Raw genomic sequence first — 16,848 nt, 5'->3', positions numbered from 1 at the left:
TATTATTGATTCATCCATTTCGGTAGTTCATCAAGCAATTGCTCCAGTGCCAGCAGGTTGTCGGTATTCCAATCGGCTGATGCTGTGTAAACGTGTCCTTGCTGAACGGCCGGCAACGTTTTCCATAGTGTGCTCTGTAACAACCGATCAGATTCAGCTCGACTTTCGTCATTATCCAGCGTTAGGACAAAGAGATGATCTCCTGCATAGTCCGGCATTAGTTCTTCCGAAAGTTCGACGAATGTTAGCTCCTTGTCGATAATGTTTTGCTGAATTGCTGGTGGAATTGCAAATCCGTGCTCTTGATACAAGACTACACCCAATGAACGATTGCCCATCACATAGAGCTGTTTACCCAACTGCAAGAAGATGGTCGCTGTCTCGCCCTCTGCCACATTCAGCTTGTCCCACATCGCTTCCGCTTTTGTATCAAATCTGCTGATCCATTTCTCTGCCTCATCCTGTTTGCCAAAAATGTTGCCAAGTTCGCGTACGCGTTCCGTAAATGGTAACGCCGAGTTGAACGGAATGGTAGGCGCAATCTTCGAAAAAGCGGTGTTTCGGTCAGCATCTTGGTTATAACCATTCAAAATCAAGGCAGGCTGCAAGGCTGTTATTGCCTCCAAATCACCAGGATTTCCGACATCATCAATACCTTCTAATCGGTCTACAATATAGCTTTCGGAAGCATGAATCAGATTGGCTCCAACGACGGAAATATCCATGGCCAGGAGATCTCCAAGTGTTGAACCAAGATAGATCACCCGTTGCGGCTGAGTGGGTATTTCAATCACTTCGCCTGTTTGGGTTGTATAGCTTTTTGTCGTTTGTTCGTTGGTCTTCACAGCTTCTTGTGAGGAGGCGCTTTCCGAACGGCTGCATGCTGCAAGGATGGATAGAAGAAGGAAGCATGCTCCCCATATGAATAGGTGTTTCTTAATTGTACTGTTCATCATTGTTTCCCCCTGAGTTCTCTTTTTCTAATTGATAACCATTATCAATTACAACGTAATTATAGGTGCCTTTTCAGCGGCTTACAATGAAAAAAACGCAGTGAATTTATTTGTACAAATGTCAATGCGTGCATCTATTTGTTCGTTGCTTTGTTTTCAATCCACTGGTGCCTCATCATTGAATAACCGTGATCAAAAACAGCTTGCTGTATAAGGAATTAATAACCTTTGGATAATAATGACATTGACAACTGCAGGTTTTTCCAAAATAATAGTATGTAATTGAATACTGGTACCTTTAATTCAGTCCAGAGAGGCTGGCAAGGGCAGCGGATTTCATAATCACGCGAGAATCAGGGCTTATCCCGACATGGGATGCTCTGTGTCTTCGCGCGGATTATGATGCAAAAAGAGGCTACTTGTCAGTGTATAACTTGACGAGTAGCCTCTTTTTTCTGCTTTTTTTGGTATCAGATACACTTTACGTTGGGGGTATTCTGATGAGCAAACAAGATCAAGAGTTTTCATGGCAAGCTGTGCCGAAATCTCAAAGAAACCACTTTTGGAAGACGTTATCCGTCATGCTCGGTTTCACATTTTTCTCAGCAAGCATGCTGGCAGGAGGCACGTTGGGAGTAAGCTTGACGTTCATGGAGTTTATTGGCATCGTGCTTGCAGGCAATCTGGTGCTCGGTATCTACACAGGGGCACTGGCACATATCGCCGCCAAAACGGGCCTGTCCACACATCTGCTCGCTAAATATGCGTTCGGCGCAAAAGGGTCGTATCTGCCTTCATTCCTGCTAGGCTTCACACAAGTCGGATGGTTCGGAGTAGGCGTAGCCATGTTCGCGATTCCAGTCGCCAAAGCCATGGATTGGAACGTGTACCTGTTGATTATCGTGTTCGGACTTGCCATGACAGCATCAGCCATTTTCGGCATGAAGTCACTCGTTATTCTTGGATATATCGCAGTTCCTGCGATTGCCATTCTCGGTGGTTACTCCATGTTCGAAGGTGCAGGTTCGCTGGGTGGTCTGCAAGGGTTGCTTGATTACACGCCGACTCAGTCGCTTACCGCGGCGGCGGCATTAACGATCTGTATCGGATCATTCATAAGCGGCGGAACGCTGACACCCGATTTTGCCCGGTTTTCCCGAACATCGAAACAGGCAGTTACCGCAACAGTGATTGCATTCTTCCTGGGTAACTCACTCATGTTTCTGTTTGGTGCAGTTGGTGCGATGGCCTATAACTTGGCCGATATCTCGGAGGTCATGTTCCTGCAAGGATTGATCATCCCGGCAATTATCGTTCTGGGCCTGAATATCTGGACGACCAATGATAATGCACTGTACGCTTCGGGTCTTGGTTTTGCGAACATCACCAAAATCTCAAAGAAATTCTTCGTCGTCGTAAACGGTATCGTGGGTACCGTATTCGCCATGTGGATGTACAACAACTTCGTCAGCTTCCTAAACGTACTGGGGGCGGCGGTACCATCGATCGGGGCTATTATTATCGCAGATTACTTCATTGTGAAACGTAGAAACTATAAGCCATTTGCCGACATGTCATTCAAAAATGTAAACTGGGTAGCGATGGTGGCTTGGGCCATCGGCGTGGCATTCGCTCAACTGGCTCCTGGCGTAACACCATTGAACGCACTACTTGGTACAGCAGTGGCCTATATCGTCTTGATGCTGATTGTTCCTGCCAAAGAAACCAAAGAAATGGGGAAAATAAATGATTATACAGAACGCAAAATTGCGGGGTAAAGAAGGACTATGGAATATCGTTGTGAAGAACGGAAAGTTTGAACGAATTACACAATCGCTGGAAGTGACCGAGAATGAAGAGATCCTGGATGTTAACGGATCGCTTTTGCTGCCACCGTTTATTGAGCCGCATATTCATCTCGATACAACGCTCACTGCAGGCGAGCCAGAATGGAATCTAAGCGGAACGCTGTTCGAAGGCATCCAACGCTGGTCAGAGCGCAAGGCTTTCTTGACACATGAAGATGTCAAAACACGTTCCAAAACGGCACTCAAGTGGCAATTGGCACAAGGTATCCAGCATGTACGGACTCATGTGGACGTTACCGATCCAAGCTTGATTGCTGTTAAAGCGATGCTTGAAGTAAAAGAAGAAATGGCTCCATATATGGACATTCAGCTTGTTGCTTTCCCACAGGAAGGCATTCACTCTTATCCAAACGGGGCAGAATTGCTGGAAGAGTCACTGAAAATGGGCGTTGACGTGGTCGGCGGCATTCCACACTTCGAATTCACACGGGAATATGGCGTTGATTCAATGAAAGTTGCCTTTGATCTGGCTGAAAAATACGATCGTCTTATCGATATCCATTGCGATGAGATCGATGATGAGCAATCCCGTTTTGTTGAAGTTGTTGCCAAGGAAGCTTATGAACGTGGACTGGGTTCACGCACAACGGCAAGTCATACAACCGCGATGGGGTCATATAATGACGCTTATACGTACAAGTTGTTCCGTTTGCTTAAGATGGCTGATTTGAACTTTGTCTCCAATCCGCTGGTTAACATTCACCTGCAAGGACGCTTCGACACGTATCCGAAGAGAAGAGGGCTGACGCGTGTCAAAGAGTTGCAGGAAGCAGGTCTGAATGTGTGCTTTGGTCACGATGACATCTTCGATCCTTGGTATCCGCTCGGTACAGGCAACATGCTGCAAGTACTGCACATGGGGATTCATGCTTCGCAGTTGCTTGGTTACGACCAGATCGTGAATTCGATCGACCTCATTACGAAAAACAGCGCAAGAACGTTACACATTGAGGATGTATACGGTATTGAAGAGGGTAAGCCTGCCAACTTTATTGTTCTTGAAGCAGAGAATGAATATGAAGCCGTACGCAAACAAGCCGGAGTACTGTATTCCTACAGAGGCGGTCATAAAATTGCGGAATCGAAGCCGCGGGACACATCCATCATTTTTGAGGGCGGTACAGAAAAGGTTACTTTTAATAAATAATGAAGAAAATATACTCCCATTAAAGTCGCTATTTTAGCGGCTTTTTTCTTTTCTTTACTGTCTACATACAATAAGAACCAAACATTCAGCTTGCCTTAAGTGCTTCACTAGTAGCCTGCTTCCCGCCTTTTTTACGAACAAAACTAATGATCAGCAGTAGCAGCGGTAACAAGCCAAATAAAAAAATGGACATATTGCCAAGAAAATCACCCAAAGCTAACGTTTCCTCTAGGTTTTTAGGCAAGTAAGCAATAACATACAAGACTGGCAACATGGCGAATTGTATGCTCGTAATATTTTTGAGACGAAACAAATCTCGGATCCCGATTGCCGCAAAATAGTGTTTAAAAGCATAGGTTGCAAAGATCTGCATCAGCCAAAACACAATGAACAGCGATTCATATCGCTCAAAAAGAAACCCCTCAATTTCAAAACTTCGAACCATGTCGAACGTTGGCCACATTCGTGTTTGAATTCCTGGCAAAGATAAGTTTCCTACAACGGTAACAATCGTGACCAAATATATGATCGTACAACTAAGTATGCTGTATATAGCAGCTTTATTGCTTGCTTTCACGTCTACCATGTAAGCTGTGATGATGAGTAAAACTTCATATCCAGAATAGGAGAGACACGAAGGTTTAAGACCTTTCAACACAGGCATGAATCCATCGCCCAGGAGTGGTCTGAGGTTATTAATTTCAAACATCTTGCTGCTTAAAAGGAAAACCAGGGCTAACAACACAAGCGTAACGGGCAACACGATTGAAAAGACCCGGATGATGACCTTAAGACCACCCGTTAACATATAAATACCAATCCACAAACTGACCATAATGGTGACCCAAGTAGGCGTGCGCTCAAGGATGTACATACTTGTAATTTCGGCCATGACTCTAACTTCGAATGAACAAAGAACAACAAAATACACGATAATTAAAAGTCCCAATAGATAAGCAATCCACTGACCTGTGATTTCGGGTATAAATTCGAATACCGTTTTACCGGGGAATCTACGACACAAGGTTACAAGGAGGATGCTGATTGTGGTTACAATTAATCCTGATAAAATGACAGAAATCCATACATCTGGTGTCCCTACTGCTTTACTAATTGTGCGAGGGAGTGTTAGAATTCCAGCTCCGAGTATTGAATTGATAACTACAATAATTACCTCGGAGGTATTAATATTAGATGTGGATTGCTTCATTTGGCCTTCGCTCCAAACCGGAGAATATATTTCTAGGTAGTATCGCCCAACGAAGTTGTTTTATGTAAAATATGCTGTACTGATATAATGTATAGATATCCAATAATGAACTGAAGATGAGGATGCAGGTTATGCCAAAGAACGATAATATGTTAGCCATTCTATGGATGCTGAATTCAGGCACCAAAGTAACTGCAAAACAGATGTCCGAAAAGTTAGAAATCAATATAAGAACCGTATATCGATATATTGATGCATTATGTGCCAGTGGAGTACCGATCATTTCCGATACAGGTCACAACGGCGGGTATAGCTTGCTGAATCAGCATATCAAAGCACCTCTGTTATTTGAGATTGATGAAAAAAAGGCACTTCTCCAAGCTGCTGTGTTTGCAAAAGAAACTGGATACCCTTTGAGTGAAGCATTGGACAATGCCACATCCAAATTGAAAATGTATACAAATCAGGATCAGGAAAACACACTTCGCCGTCATTTAGCCGGGTTTAACGTTATCTATCGCATGGGAGATCCATCCGTTCAGCCGATCTTGGCGGAATTGGAGCAAGCCGTGGCTAATGATTGCTCTGTCGAAATTGATTATCGCAGAAGCCGAGATGAACAACCCAAGAATAGAGTAATAGACCCGTATGGAATGGTTTACTGGAATAATAAATGGTATACCATTGCGTTTTGCCACTTGAGGAATGAATTCCGCAGCTTTCGGGCAGATCGTATTCTGCGAATCAAGCTTACTCCGCTCCGTTTTAAGCGTTCGGAAGCTTTTTCAGCCCGTGAATTTTTTCTGCAAAATTTATTACCTGATGTAGGGGGCAAAGAGGGGTTAATCTCCTTGGTTATCGAAGGCCGATCAGAGGCATTGGATGACTTGGGGCTGCATTGGTTTATGGGACATTATCTGAAAGAGCGGACTTCTAATCAAGCCATCTTTTTATTTGATGAAAAATCAATTGATACATACGTCCCCTATTTTCTCCTATCCTATGGGAAGTCCATTCAAGTCATCGAACCACAACGTTTGAAGGACAGACTTGTTGCTGTTGTATCCGAGTTAATGGAATACTATCAACTTTAACAACTTCACTGACAGGATTTGAACTCATCGGATTTTGATCTGTGAGATTGATAAAAAAGTTGCGAAGCTTTGCTGCTTTGGATATGATTATCTAATGTGCAATCAAAGATAACACTTATGTAATCAATGGATGATAAAAGATAGTGAGGTAGAAAAAATGATCGCAAGAACAGAAGAAGATTTTAATGGTTTGAAGGAAATTGGCAAAATTGTGGCTTCTATTCGAGATGAATTGGTTCAAAGAACCATTCCGGGCATAACAACTAAAGAACTTGATGATCTGGCCGGAGAGCTTTTTGAGAAAGCCGGCGCAGTTTCTGCTCCAAAAAGTGAATATAATTTCCCGGGATTTACTTGTATTAGTGTTAATGAAGAAGTGGCACATGGTATTCCGGGAGATCGGGTTATTCAAGAAGGGGACATCGTCAATATTGATGTGTCTGGCTCCAAGAACAGTTATTTTGCAGATACGGGACTCTCGTTTGTCGTAGGCGAAGGTGCAGAAGTGTTAACGAAAATATGCGACGTTGTTAAACTGGCATTTGAAGCAGGTCTTAAAAAAGCAAAACCGGGCTCCAAAAAAAGCGGAATCGGAAAAGCCGTATTCCAAACTGCCAGACAGCATGAATTAACGGTTATCAAAAACCTTACAGGACATGGTGTTGGACGTGGAATACACGAAGCACCTGATCACATCTATAATTATAATGATCCATCGGATGATGAATTGTTAAAAGAAGGTATGGTTATCGCATTCGAGCCATTTATTTCAACTTCAGAAGAAGAAGTGGACCAAACAGGGGACGGCTGGACCTTTGTTACTAAAAACAGCTATGTAGCTCAAATAGAACATACGATTATTCTTACTAAAAATGGTCCAATTATTGTCACTCTTTAAGGTGTTCAAACTGAAGTCGCTAAATATAGCGACTTTTTTTGTTTTATTGGTACGTCAAAATAAATCAAAATATAAACGTCCGCTTATTAATTTATGTTGAAATTATGGAAGGATTTAACGTATATTTAGATCTGATCTTTATGTTATAGACAGAGGTGATTGATTGAGCACATCAAAAAAGCGCGTTCAAGTCATTGATGGACTGCGTGGATTCAGTCTGGTCGGCATTGTGCTGGCGAATATGCTGGCTTTCCAATATGGAATGTATGGCCAGAGCAAACCCCAACTGTTCGGGATTGGCGGAGCAGATCAGGCCTTCCTCTCATTCCTGCTGATCACTGTGGTGGGAAGTTTTATGCCGATTTTTGCATTTATGTTTGGCTTTGGAATGGTTAAGCTCTCGGGAAGCCTAAAATCACGAGATTTACGACCAAAGTGTCATCTGGCACGCCGTTTTCTACTACTGTTTGGAATCGGATTACTGCACATCATCTATCTGTGGGAAGGGGATATCCTTACATTTTATGGTGTACTCGGTTTCTTCTTGCTCATGTTCCTTAATCGGAAGCCCAAAACGCTGCTCATATGGGCGGTACTGCTACTCATGGGAGCGGGCATACTTGGTCTCCCGGCATCTAATCCGATGAACCCGCTGGCGATTGAGTCCATTCATATGGAGAACTACATCATTCAAAGTCAGGATGTATACGGCAACGGCACATACGCGGAAATCAGGAATTTCAGTAATAACGGCGATCCATTCGGCGGGGATTTGGAGTTGTCATTTGCCCTGATAGCCCTGATGTTAGCACCACTCATGACGGTGCCGATGTTCCTGCTCGGCATGCACGCTGCCAGAATTGGCACGTTTAGCGATCCCCAAACGATGCGAGCTATATATCTTCGCCGGGCATCGTTATTGATTCCAGTTGGTTTGATACTCAAAGCATACGGTGTATTGGCGCCACAATTGGGTGCGGAAGGTTGGCTCGGTATCGGAATTGGGGGGACACTTGGAGGATCGTTGCTTGCACTGGGATACATATACGCATTTGCGCTGTTGTATACGGAAAACCGTCGTTCCAGCCTGATGGGCAGGTTCGAGGCAGTAGGCCGTCTTTCGTTGACGAATTACCTGATGCAGAGCGTAATCTGTACGACAATTTTCTATGGATATGGCCTGGGACTGTTTGGAAGTGCTGGTGTGTTCATCGGAGCAATTATTGCGCTTGCTGTGTACGGTATTCAATTGTGGCTCAGTCCGCTATATCTTAAGAAATTTAGCAATGGTCCTGTCGAGTATATCCTACGGATTTGGACTTATCTGTCCTGGAAAGGGCAGCCAAGAAAGAAGAAAAGATCGAATTTAACTGCGAATGAAAACGCGCCTGGTGTCCAGTAAGCATAAAGTGTTATCGTGAAACGCAAAAAGATGCTCGTTCTACCAAAAGAAAGGGCTTCTTTATGCCGTAACGATCATCTTCCTAATGTTTCCTGTTATAATTAGTAATTATTTATAGATTCAACATATCAACCCTAATACATAAGCTAACTAATATAGTGCGGGCAGTGGTAAGGTAATGCGAAATGAAAGATGAAGCATATACATTCAACTGTTTCCACTCAAGCTTGAAAGGATCATTATTGTGCTAAAAATAATTAATTTTCTTCTTTTCTTGCTGATCATTTGGGTAGTCATCTTTTATCCTTTTCGTTTTGCTTGGTTTGAAGGTTTGAAACAGATTCCTGCAGATCTTCATGTTATTTATTTACTTTTCTTGTTCTTTGGTTATCTGATCTGTTCATCGGCTATGGGACTTATGGTTGGCAAGATGGTTTTTAAACGAAAAGAACAGTAAGTATTTGCAGGCAGGAAGGTAGGGAGCTTGGAGAATGGACAAAGGTATTTTAATCAATCAATTCTTAGAACTTTTTCCTGAATTCCACGATTGTTATATAGAACATTTGGATTTATATCAAGAGTTTCTAGGACATGTGTTTTTTGGTGATGAAGTGTCTACTTATGTTGAAGGATTGCTTCGTGAAAATGATGATACAGAACAAATTGAGAAGTTTTTCAATTTTTTGAATGGATGGCAACTCAAACGAGCCTTTATATTGTACAAGTGTTATCTACTACAATTTTGTATGATCTAGGTGGGCATACCGATATTTTGAAAAAAGCTCAATGTTATATGAAGTTACATACTAAAAGACTTTCTCAAGAAATAGAAGATCTGCACTCAGGGAAATATTTTTCATAGGATACTCTGCTGGAGATTAGGTATTCAAGAGTTTAAATCGTTGGTTTTATAATATCATTCAAAGTCGCTAAAGCAGCGGCTTTTTTTGTTTATTCATGTAATTGCCTATCTAAAAGATTGAGGGGAAAGAACTTATTTCAATGATCAATTAGATAATTATGCATCACTTTTTGCTTTGAATAGTCCTACATTCGCATCAACCAGTGGGTTGGAAGCAATGAAGGAGTTTGCTACATTACAGCCTTACGCCTGTCCTGCCCAGATTATTGACTTGGGTAGTGACTCAGCGAATCTGGAAAAGATTATGGATGCGAGACCTGATGTCATCGTAACCTTTAATGGTTCGGTCGATACCATATATTATGAGTTGATGTCGAGGGACAAGAACATTGTGTCATTTCGGATTAGATTGAATCTTGAATATGCCTTGGATGATTTTATGATTCGTATATTTGTCCCTATTAGATAAGTTGATACATTTACCTGAGGATTTGAGCCCCAGCGCTAATAAATGTTCTATCGTCGTTGATATTTAACAAAAATGTGAAAGATGAAACACTTATTTTTAGTAGATATCCCAAGATTTTTTGAGTAAGGAGTTTCTATTATGCACATATTAATAAGCCAGCTATTATATTTAATAGCTGACTTTCTTTTTATTCAAAAGTGAGCTATTCCCAATTAGCTGCGTGTTTTTGAATTAGATTAATCATCTGTTTCATTGCAGGTGAAATCCACTTATCTTTGTGATATGCCAAATATGTGGATATTGTAGGGCGGTCAGACCCAACTTCTTCGCCTTGAAATTTTTTGGATTTTAATTCTTCTTTAACAGAAAAGTAAGGAACCATCGAAATGCCTAGTCCGTTTTTCACACATTGCTTAATCGCTTCGATACTTTGGAACTCTATACTGTTCATAACATCGACTTTTTTATAATTGATGTAATCCTTGAATACAGATTTGTAACTGCAGCTACGTTCCGTATATAACACAGTTCCTTTTGCATGGTTTTTCTCATGAGGGGGACTAATAAGGACCATTTTTTCTCTCACCAAACGTTCGCAGTGTAGTTCGGGAGCCCCCCATCCCTCTTTTTCTAAGGCAACAAGAAGGTCGATCTCACCATTTTGAACAGCTTGAGAGACATCTTGGTAGTCAAGTGATTTGAGCGAAAGGTTAACTTGCGGATATTTCTCACCATACTCAACCAATAAAGAAGGGATGCGACAGATCATTAAGGATTCCGAAATACCTAGTGTCAAATTTCCCGAGGGCTCATCATTTGAAGTAAGTGCTTGCGTATACAACTCAATAATTTTATGAGCATACGGCAGAAATTGATGTCCGTATTGTGTGAGCACAACTTGTTTACCTAAGCGATCAAAAATAGGCTTACCGAACTCTTCCTCCAATTCTTTAATATGTGTCGTGACAGAAGATTGAGCATAACCGAGATGTTCAGCTGCTTTCTTAAATCCTCCTTTTTCAACAATAGTTTTTAATGTAATCAAATGGCGGAGTTCCATAGATACCCTCCTAAAGTGAGTTCATTTTTAATGAACTAAAGATTCAATAACATCAATTTTACTGTTCATTTCATTCATTTTATAATGTTCATATTCTGAAAGATATATAAACATAATTGTTAAAGGTGGATGGTTAACTTGGTACCAAAAAATAAATTGTTTGAACCTGTCAACGTTGGTTATAACTTTCTAAAAAATCGTGTAGGAGTAGCTCCAATGACTCGTACGAGTGCTACTCCGGAAGGTCTTGCCACGGAGCAGATGGCTGAATATTATGCGTCTTTAGCTCGTGGAGGTTTTGGATTTGTCATTACAGAAGGAACATACACAGATCAATTGTACAGTCAATGTTACTTTAACCAACCTGGCTTGATAAATGAAGAACAAGCTATTGCTTGGAAAAAAGTCGTGGATACTGTACATGAAGCGGATGCTGCAATTATAGTTCAGCTTGAGCATGCAGGAGCACTTTCTCAAGGAAATCGCTTCAGTTCCCATAACCTAGCTCCTTCAGAAGTGCAACCTAAAGGAGATCCTTTGGCGTTCTATGGTGGAGTTGATAAATTTCCTACTCCGATAGCTGCAACAAAGCAAGATATCGAACAAGTGATTCAGGGATTTGTGGAATCAGCAATCCGGGCAAAAGCAGTAGGGTTTGATGGTGTTGAAATTCATGGAGCCAATGGTTACTTGCTTGATCAATTCTTGACCGACTACACTAATGAACGATCAGATGAGCATGGCGGTTCGACCGAAAATCGGGTACGGCTTTTAATTGAAGTTTCATCTGCAGTCCGTAAAGCCGTTGGACCGAATTTTACAGTAGGTATTCGAATTTCTCAAGCCAAAGTCAATGACTATATCCATAAATGGGGTGGAGGTGAAGCAGATGCTAAAGTCATTTTCGGTGGATTAGGGCAAACCGGGCTTGATTACATTCATGTGACTGAATATAAGGCATGGAAGCCTGCTTTCGAAGAGAATGGGCCTTCATTGGTACAACTAGCTAAAAGATTTTCAGGTAAAATTGTCATTGCCAACGGTCAACTTGAAGATCCATTAAAAGCATCTGAAATCATCACTGATGATAAGGCTGATCTCGTGACATTAGGAAAGGGAGCTCTAGCTAACCACGATTGGGTTACTAAAGTTAAAGAAGGTAAGCTACTAGCTGAGATGAGAGAGGATAAGATACTGCGACCAGATGCAACGATCAAAAATTTTGAAATCCTTTAATGGGAACAGACAACAGTATTTTACTCAATTATGTCAAACTGAGGATGTCATACTATCTGTGTAGAGCTCTCAATCAGTGGTATGCATTCTCGACACCAAATAAATGGCTTTCAGAACTTATTGAGCAATAATAGTATTGCCATAGGTCGTTTTAAACGGATGACCTGTGGCAATTAAGGTAGAAAACAGACATTCAATTAGTGGGTTGCAATTATATACTAATTAATATTTGGAAATATCCATTTCAAAGTGATTTTAACGTTCTTATTCAGATAACAACGAAAGATGCCTGAACCTTTGATACCGCCTGTGGAATTCATCTATAAGTTACACACTATCTTTTTGGAAAGTACCTATCATAAAAGTGCGTACTATTCATAATATGTGACTCATGTATACTAAATTGTACCTCGATGTAAAGGAGAAAAGATCATGAAAAGCAAAGAAAATTCGACAACGTTGCGTATGTTAATGCCTCAATGGCAAGGGGGAGATAATCCTAATTACTCCTTTGGAGCTGAGCTTCTTGAATGGCTAGCTCCAGAGAATAACAAGCATATAACCGTTAAAGTACCTGTTTCAATGAGCGATGATACCCCCTTGGAAAAAGAGGAAGGTATTATAGGTGATATTGTGGGAAAAGAGCAATTATTAAATCAACTTGATGCGGCATATCATTTAATCAAAGCATATCAACCAGACCGAATTGTCATGTTTGGAGGAGACTGTTTAGTGGAGCAAGCCCCATTCGCTTATTTAAACGAACGTTACAGTGGTGAGTTGGGATTACTTTGGATTGATGCGCATCCTGATATAACAACACCAAAAGAATACTACAATGGTCATACTTATGTATTGGGTAATCTATTAGGTGAGGGAGCTCCTGAATTCGCTGCTAAAGTAGATAAGCCTTTTCGTCCAGAGAACGTAATGATCGCGGGAATAGATCAACCGACTGGCCAAGAATCGGAACTAATTTCAAGATTATCAATTAAATCAGCGTCCAGTTCTCAATTAAAAGAAAGTAGCAAAACTGTGCTGGATTGGATCGAAACGAATAGGATTAAATATTTGGTGATTCATTTGGATCTGGACGTTCTTGACCCGAAAATTTTCAGATCATTGCTCTTTGCAAATCCGTTATCAGACTTAGAGATTGATTTTCCTATGGGCAAAATGCAATTTTTTGAGGTAGCAAAATTGATCAATGAAGTTAGTGATGTCACTGATGTAGTTGGTCTCGGGATAACCGAACATCTTCCATGGGATGCAATAAACTTAAAACAACTACTTCAGAAAATGCCTATCCTTAACGATTAAGATGCTAATGCTTCAAAAGTATGCGCTTAATGAAAGGGACCCTCGATATTAAGGAACAGAAGCACTTTCTTCATATAGTTAGTCTCCTTAGTAGCATTCATAAGAACTACATCTGTATTAGATAGGAGAACAAACAAGTGACTGATAATAAAACTGTTAAAACGTTACGCATGCTAATGCCCCAGTGGCAGGGAGGAAATAAACCAAGTTATATTCTTGGAGCTGAGCTCCTAGCATGGTTAGCTCCAGAAAACAATAATCATACGACAGTTAAAGTACCTATATCCTATAGTGAAGATATGACTCTCCACACAGAGGAAGGTATTTTAGGAGGAATCGTAGGTAAGAACCAATTGTTGAATCAACTGGATGCAGCAACTCATTTAATTGAAGCTTATAAACCCGATCGAATTGTTATGTTTGGCGGGGATTGTTTGGTTGAACAAGCGCCATTCGCCTATTTAAATGAGCGTTATAATAGTGAAGTTGGACTATTATGGATCGATGCACATCCTGACGTGGCAACCCCAGAGGTGACGCCCAACGGGCATGCTCATATATTAGGAAATCTGTTAGGTGAGGGAGCGCCAGAATTTTCTCAAAAGGTTAAAAAGCCTTTCTTACCGAAGAACGTTATGTTAGCGGGACTTGTTCAAACAACTGAACATGAATCGGAACTTATTTCTAGGTTATCTATTAGTTCAGCAACTAGCGCCGAATTAAAGGATAATAATAAACCAATATTGGACTGGATTTCAGAAAATCAAATCAAATACGTAGTAATTCATTTGGATTTGGATGTACTTGATCCGAAGATTTTCAGGTCATTGTCATTTGCTAAGCCGCTGTCTGACAAAATTCATACTCGTATGGGTACGATGCAACTTACAGAGCTGATAACTTTAATACAAGAAGTTAGCTTGTTAACTACGGTTGTTGGACTAGGTATCACAGAACATCTTCCATGGGATGCTATAAACTTAAAAAATTTACTTAAGGATATGCCAATTCTAAAAAACTAAAAGAGAGTTTTTGAAAATTGGTAGATGTACTGATGATTATATATACTTGAGCAATTTTAGCTAATCGCTCATATAGATTAGAAATGTAAAAATCACAACAAAACTGCTTCGTCTTCATGAAACAAGGCGTTTGGTATTATCTAGTTAAGCGTGGAGTCAGAGATGCCTACTGGTCCAAGAGTTTCATCCGACATCGTGATTGGCAAACCGAAAACTTCCATGGGAATTTACAATTGTAGCTGATTAATAAACGGAAAGTGCTATCCAGAGAAAAACCACTCCTTTGCCGGAGTGGCTTCTTTGGATCATACGGAATAAGTGAAGTAGTAGACAGTTATATAACCCGAAAATAGTTCGATTACCGACAGGTAATCCATCTCCAATCGTTAGACTACCGCCGACATTAGATAATCACCTTGCTTCACTTCCTGTTCGGTAGTTTTTAACACATCCAAGTAGTTGGCAGAGTTGGTGACGATGACTGAGGTGGCAGTGATGTAACCCGCTGTCCGGATTTGCTCCGCGTCAAACTCTACAAGCAGTTGCCCGCAAGAAACCCGATCGCCCTCTTTAACTTTTTTCTCAAAAAATTGTCCTTTTAGCTTTACCGTATTCACTCCAATATGGATCAGAATCTCCATGCCACTGTCCGTGGTCAGACCGAGCGCATGACCGGTAGGAAATACGGTGGTTACGACACCATTAATTGGCGATACCAATATTCCATCTGTGGGTTCAATGACAAGCCCCTGTCCCATGGCACCTGAAGAGAAGGCGGGATCAGGAAAATCTTCAAGTAGCTGAACACTGCCTTTCAGCGGACTCACAATGATTTCCTTGTTCAACCGCGATTCGCTTGGCTCAATCGCTTGTTTTTCCTGTCCAGAAGTTTCAATCTGCGGCTCCTCAACAGTAGCCTCAAGATCCTTGAATCCAAGCAGCAACGTGAGTAGAAAAGCCAGGACAAAAGAAACGGAAACACCGATGACAACCGAGGCGAACCCCGTTGTTACGTAAGTAGGAAAAGCGAGCAGGCTGGGAAGTGAGTAAGCGACTGCCCGACCACCCCCGACTCCGATAATTGCGCCCCCGATCGCTGCGGAAATACATGCGTAAATGAACGGTTTTTTCAATCGTAAAGTAACTCCGTAAATGCCTGGTTCCGTAATTCCGAAAATCGCAGTAATCGTAGCAGATCCGGAAAGGGTTTTAAGCTGTGAATTGCGGGTTTTCAGCATAACGGCGAGCAAAGCACCGGCTTGAGCCAGCACGGCTGCGGTCAACATCGGCCGCATTAGGTCATAGCCTAGTGTCGCCAGATTATTTAGTGTAATTGGAAGAAAAGCCCAGTGAAGTCCAAAGATAACAATGACCTGCCAGAAACCACCGGTGACTGCTCCTGCCAACATTGGGCTGAATTGCATGAGTGAGGTAAAACCGCTAGCTAACCCCTGACTAACACTATTGCCGATCGGCCCAAAAGCAAGAATGGTAAGCGGGACGACAATTAGAAGTGACAGCATCGGCACAAGAATATTGCGGATAGACTGGTGAATAATCGAGTTGAACCATTTTTCTATATGAGATTGAACCCACACCGCCAGAAGGATTGGAAACACGGTGGAAGTGTACATCACAAGCACAATGGGGATGCCTAAGAAATCATAAGTTTGACCGCTATTAAACGCAGCGGAAATGGTCGGAAAGACCAGGGCTCCTGCAATAGCCAAGGATACGTTCATATTAGCTTTGAATTTCCTTGCGGCAGTAACTGCCAAAAATATGGGCAAAAAGGTGAATACACTGCTTGATGCCGCGTTAAAAATTAGATAAGTTCCTGAGGTATCATCTAGCCAGCCGAGCGCCACAGACAAAACAACCAGACCTTTGAGCAATCCAGCTCCAGCTAGCGCACTGAGCAGCGGGGAAAAAACACTGGAAATAAGATCTACTGTTTTTCCGAATATTCCTGTTTTTTCTGCATTCTCTTTAGTATCCGTTTTGCTGCCGCCATCTTGAAGGTTGGTGTACTCCATGATTCCTTCATAAACTTTGGACACGTTATTGCCGATGACGACTTGAAATTGACCGCCGCTTTTCACAACGGTGATGACTCCAGCTATATTTTTCAACGCCTGTTCATTCGCTTTTGTATGATCTTTCAGGGTGAATCTAAGCCTGGTTGCACAGTGATATACATCATTCACATTAGATTCACCGCCAACAAGTTCAATAACACGTATGGACAGTTCTTTGTCTTTATTACTCATAGCATATTGCCTCCTTCATGATGGGTAATTGATCTCA

At 41.6% G+C, this 16,848-nt stretch carries 14 protein-coding genes; 10 read left to right on the top strand and 4 right to left on the bottom strand.

Annotated features, from left to right (window positions below; translation table 11 throughout):
- Nucleotides 1–2 precede the first annotated feature (2 nt).
- Nucleotides 3–953, bottom strand: a complete 951-nt coding sequence (locus MKY28_RS10850) for an ABC transporter substrate-binding protein (RefSeq protein WP_340935941.1) — start codon at nt 951–953, stop codon at nt 3–5.
- 500 nt (nt 954–1,453) lie between these two features.
- Here MKY28_RS10850 and codB point away from each other — a divergent pair, with 500 nt between their 5' ends.
- Together codB and MKY28_RS10840 are read left to right on the top strand one after the other, a co-directional pair.
- Nucleotides 1,454–2,731: a cytosine permease gene (codB, locus tag MKY28_RS10845; protein ID WP_340029436.1), complete on the top strand. Its 1,278-nt coding sequence runs from the start codon at nt 1,454–1,456 to the stop codon at nt 2,729–2,731.
- Nucleotides 2,700–3,968 carry a cytosine deaminase gene (locus MKY28_RS10840; RefSeq protein ID WP_340935940.1) on the top strand — a complete coding sequence of 423 codons (1,269 nt, stop codon included), beginning with the start codon at nt 2,700–2,702 and terminating at the stop codon, nt 3,966–3,968. Before codB ends, MKY28_RS10840 begins: the two co-directional genes overlap by 32 nt.
- 85 nt (nt 3,969–4,053) lie before the next feature.
- Here MKY28_RS10840 and MKY28_RS10835 read toward each other — a convergent pair whose 3' ends face one another.
- Nucleotides 4,054–5,178 carry a GerAB/ArcD/ProY family transporter gene (locus MKY28_RS10835; protein ID WP_340935939.1) on the bottom strand — a complete coding sequence of 375 codons (1,125 nt, stop codon included), beginning with the start codon at nt 5,176–5,178 and terminating at the stop codon, nt 4,054–4,056.
- Between the two features lie 131 nt (nt 5,179–5,309).
- On the opposite strand from MKY28_RS10835, the gene MKY28_RS10830 reads away from it, so the two are divergent.
- From MKY28_RS10830 to MKY28_RS10810, 5 genes are all read left to right on the top strand, one after another.
- Nucleotides 5,310–6,272: a helix-turn-helix transcriptional regulator gene (locus tag MKY28_RS10830; protein WP_340935938.1), complete on the top strand. Its 963-nt coding sequence runs from the start codon at nt 5,310–5,312 to the stop codon at nt 6,270–6,272.
- A 157-nt stretch (nt 6,273–6,429) separates the two neighbouring features.
- Complete coding sequence (gene map, locus MKY28_RS10825; RefSeq protein WP_339199809.1) at nt 6,430–7,170, top strand: type I methionyl aminopeptidase; 741 nt, start codon at nt 6,430–6,432, stop codon at nt 7,168–7,170.
- Between the two features lie 163 nt (nt 7,171–7,333).
- Nucleotides 7,334–8,572 carry a DUF418 domain-containing protein gene (locus MKY28_RS10820; RefSeq protein ID WP_340935937.1) on the top strand — a complete coding sequence of 413 codons (1,239 nt, stop codon included), beginning with the start codon at nt 7,334–7,336 and terminating at the stop codon, nt 8,570–8,572.
- Nucleotides 8,573–9,063: 491 nt separating this feature from the next.
- Nucleotides 9,064–9,327: a DUF7674 family protein gene (locus MKY28_RS10815; RefSeq protein WP_340935936.1), complete on the top strand. Its 264-nt coding sequence runs from the start codon at nt 9,064–9,066 to the stop codon at nt 9,325–9,327.
- Between the two features lie 324 nt (nt 9,328–9,651).
- Complete coding sequence (locus MKY28_RS10810; RefSeq protein ID WP_340935935.1) at nt 9,652–9,903, top strand: hypothetical protein; 252 nt, start codon at nt 9,652–9,654, stop codon at nt 9,901–9,903.
- A 202-nt stretch (nt 9,904–10,105) separates the two neighbouring features.
- On the opposite strand, the gene MKY28_RS10805 is transcribed toward MKY28_RS10810, so the two are convergent.
- On the bottom strand, nt 10,106–10,963 hold the full coding sequence (locus MKY28_RS10805) for a LysR family transcriptional regulator (protein ID WP_036615694.1): 858 nt from the start codon (nt 10,961–10,963) through the stop codon (nt 10,106–10,108).
- Nucleotides 10,964–11,101: 138 nt separating this feature from the next.
- On the opposite strand from MKY28_RS10805, the gene MKY28_RS10800 reads away from it, so the two are divergent.
- The 3 genes from MKY28_RS10800 to MKY28_RS10790 all read left to right on the top strand — a co-directional run bounded on the left by MKY28_RS10800 (nt 11,102) and on the right by MKY28_RS10790 (nt 14,541).
- Nucleotides 11,102–12,199, top strand: coding sequence for an NADH:flavin oxidoreductase (locus tag MKY28_RS10800; protein ID WP_340935934.1), 1,098 nt, complete (start codon nt 11,102–11,104; stop codon nt 12,197–12,199).
- A 432-nt stretch (nt 12,200–12,631) separates the two neighbouring features.
- Nucleotides 12,632–13,519: an arginase family protein gene (locus tag MKY28_RS10795; RefSeq protein WP_340935933.1), complete on the top strand. Its 888-nt coding sequence runs from the start codon at nt 12,632–12,634 to the stop codon at nt 13,517–13,519.
- Nucleotides 13,520–13,689: 170 nt separating this feature from the next.
- Entirely contained in the window at nt 13,690–14,541 is an 852-nt protein-coding gene (locus MKY28_RS10790; protein WP_339191568.1) for an arginase family protein, read from the top strand.
- A 386-nt stretch (nt 14,542–14,927) separates the two neighbouring features.
- Here the strand turns inward: MKY28_RS10790 and MKY28_RS10785 are convergent, their stop codons facing one another.
- Nucleotides 14,928–16,811: a beta-glucoside-specific PTS transporter subunit IIABC gene (locus MKY28_RS10785; protein ID WP_340935932.1), complete on the bottom strand. Its 1,884-nt coding sequence runs from the start codon at nt 16,809–16,811 to the stop codon at nt 14,928–14,930.
- Nucleotides 16,812–16,848: the final 37 nt, after the last annotated feature.

This window comes from Paenibacillus sp. FSL R5-0473 (assembly GCF_038004565.1).
In the GTDB taxonomy this organism is placed as follows: domain Bacteria; phylum Bacillota; class Bacilli; order Paenibacillales; family Paenibacillaceae; genus Paenibacillus; species Paenibacillus amylolyticus.
Note: the sequence above shows the minus strand (reverse complement) of the source record. Positions and strands in the feature narration are given on the sequence as shown.

Excerpts from the sequence above, each read along its gene's own strand:
- MKY28_RS10790 (WP_339191568.1), top strand. The coding sequence starts at position 13,690 with ATGCTAATGCCCCAGTGGCAGGGAGGAAATAAACCAAGTTATATTCTT.
- MKY28_RS10830 (WP_340935938.1), top strand. The coding sequence starts at position 5,310 with ATGCCAAAGAACGATAATATGTTAGCCATTCTATGGATGCTGAATTCA.
- codB (WP_340029436.1), top strand. The coding sequence starts at position 1,454 with ATGAGCAAACAAGATCAAGAGTTTTCATGGCAAGCTGTGCCGAAATCT.
- map (WP_339199809.1), top strand. The coding sequence starts at position 6,430 with ATGATCGCAAGAACAGAAGAAGATTTTAATGGTTTGAAGGAAATTGGC.
- MKY28_RS10805 (WP_036615694.1), bottom strand. The coding sequence starts at position 10,963 with ATGGAACTCCGCCATTTGATTACATTAAAAACTATTGTTGAAAAAGGA.
- MKY28_RS10835 (WP_340935939.1), bottom strand. The coding sequence starts at position 5,178 with ATGAAGCAATCCACATCTAATATTAATACCTCCGAGGTAATTATTGTA.
- MKY28_RS10785 (WP_340935932.1), bottom strand. The coding sequence starts at position 16,811 with ATGAGTAATAAAGACAAAGAACTGTCCATACGTGTTATTGAACTTGTT.
- MKY28_RS10840 (WP_340935940.1), top strand. The coding sequence starts at position 2,700 with ATGATTATACAGAACGCAAAATTGCGGGGTAAAGAAGGACTATGGAAT.
- MKY28_RS10815 (WP_340935936.1), top strand. The coding sequence starts at position 9,064 with ATGGACAAAGGTATTTTAATCAATCAATTCTTAGAACTTTTTCCTGAA.
- MKY28_RS10850 (WP_340935941.1), bottom strand. The coding sequence starts at position 953 with ATGAACAGTACAATTAAGAAACACCTATTCATATGGGGAGCATGCTTC.
- MKY28_RS10795 (WP_340935933.1), top strand. The coding sequence starts at position 12,632 with ATGAAAAGCAAAGAAAATTCGACAACGTTGCGTATGTTAATGCCTCAA.
- MKY28_RS10810 (WP_340935935.1), top strand. The coding sequence starts at position 9,652 with ATGAAGGAGTTTGCTACATTACAGCCTTACGCCTGTCCTGCCCAGATT.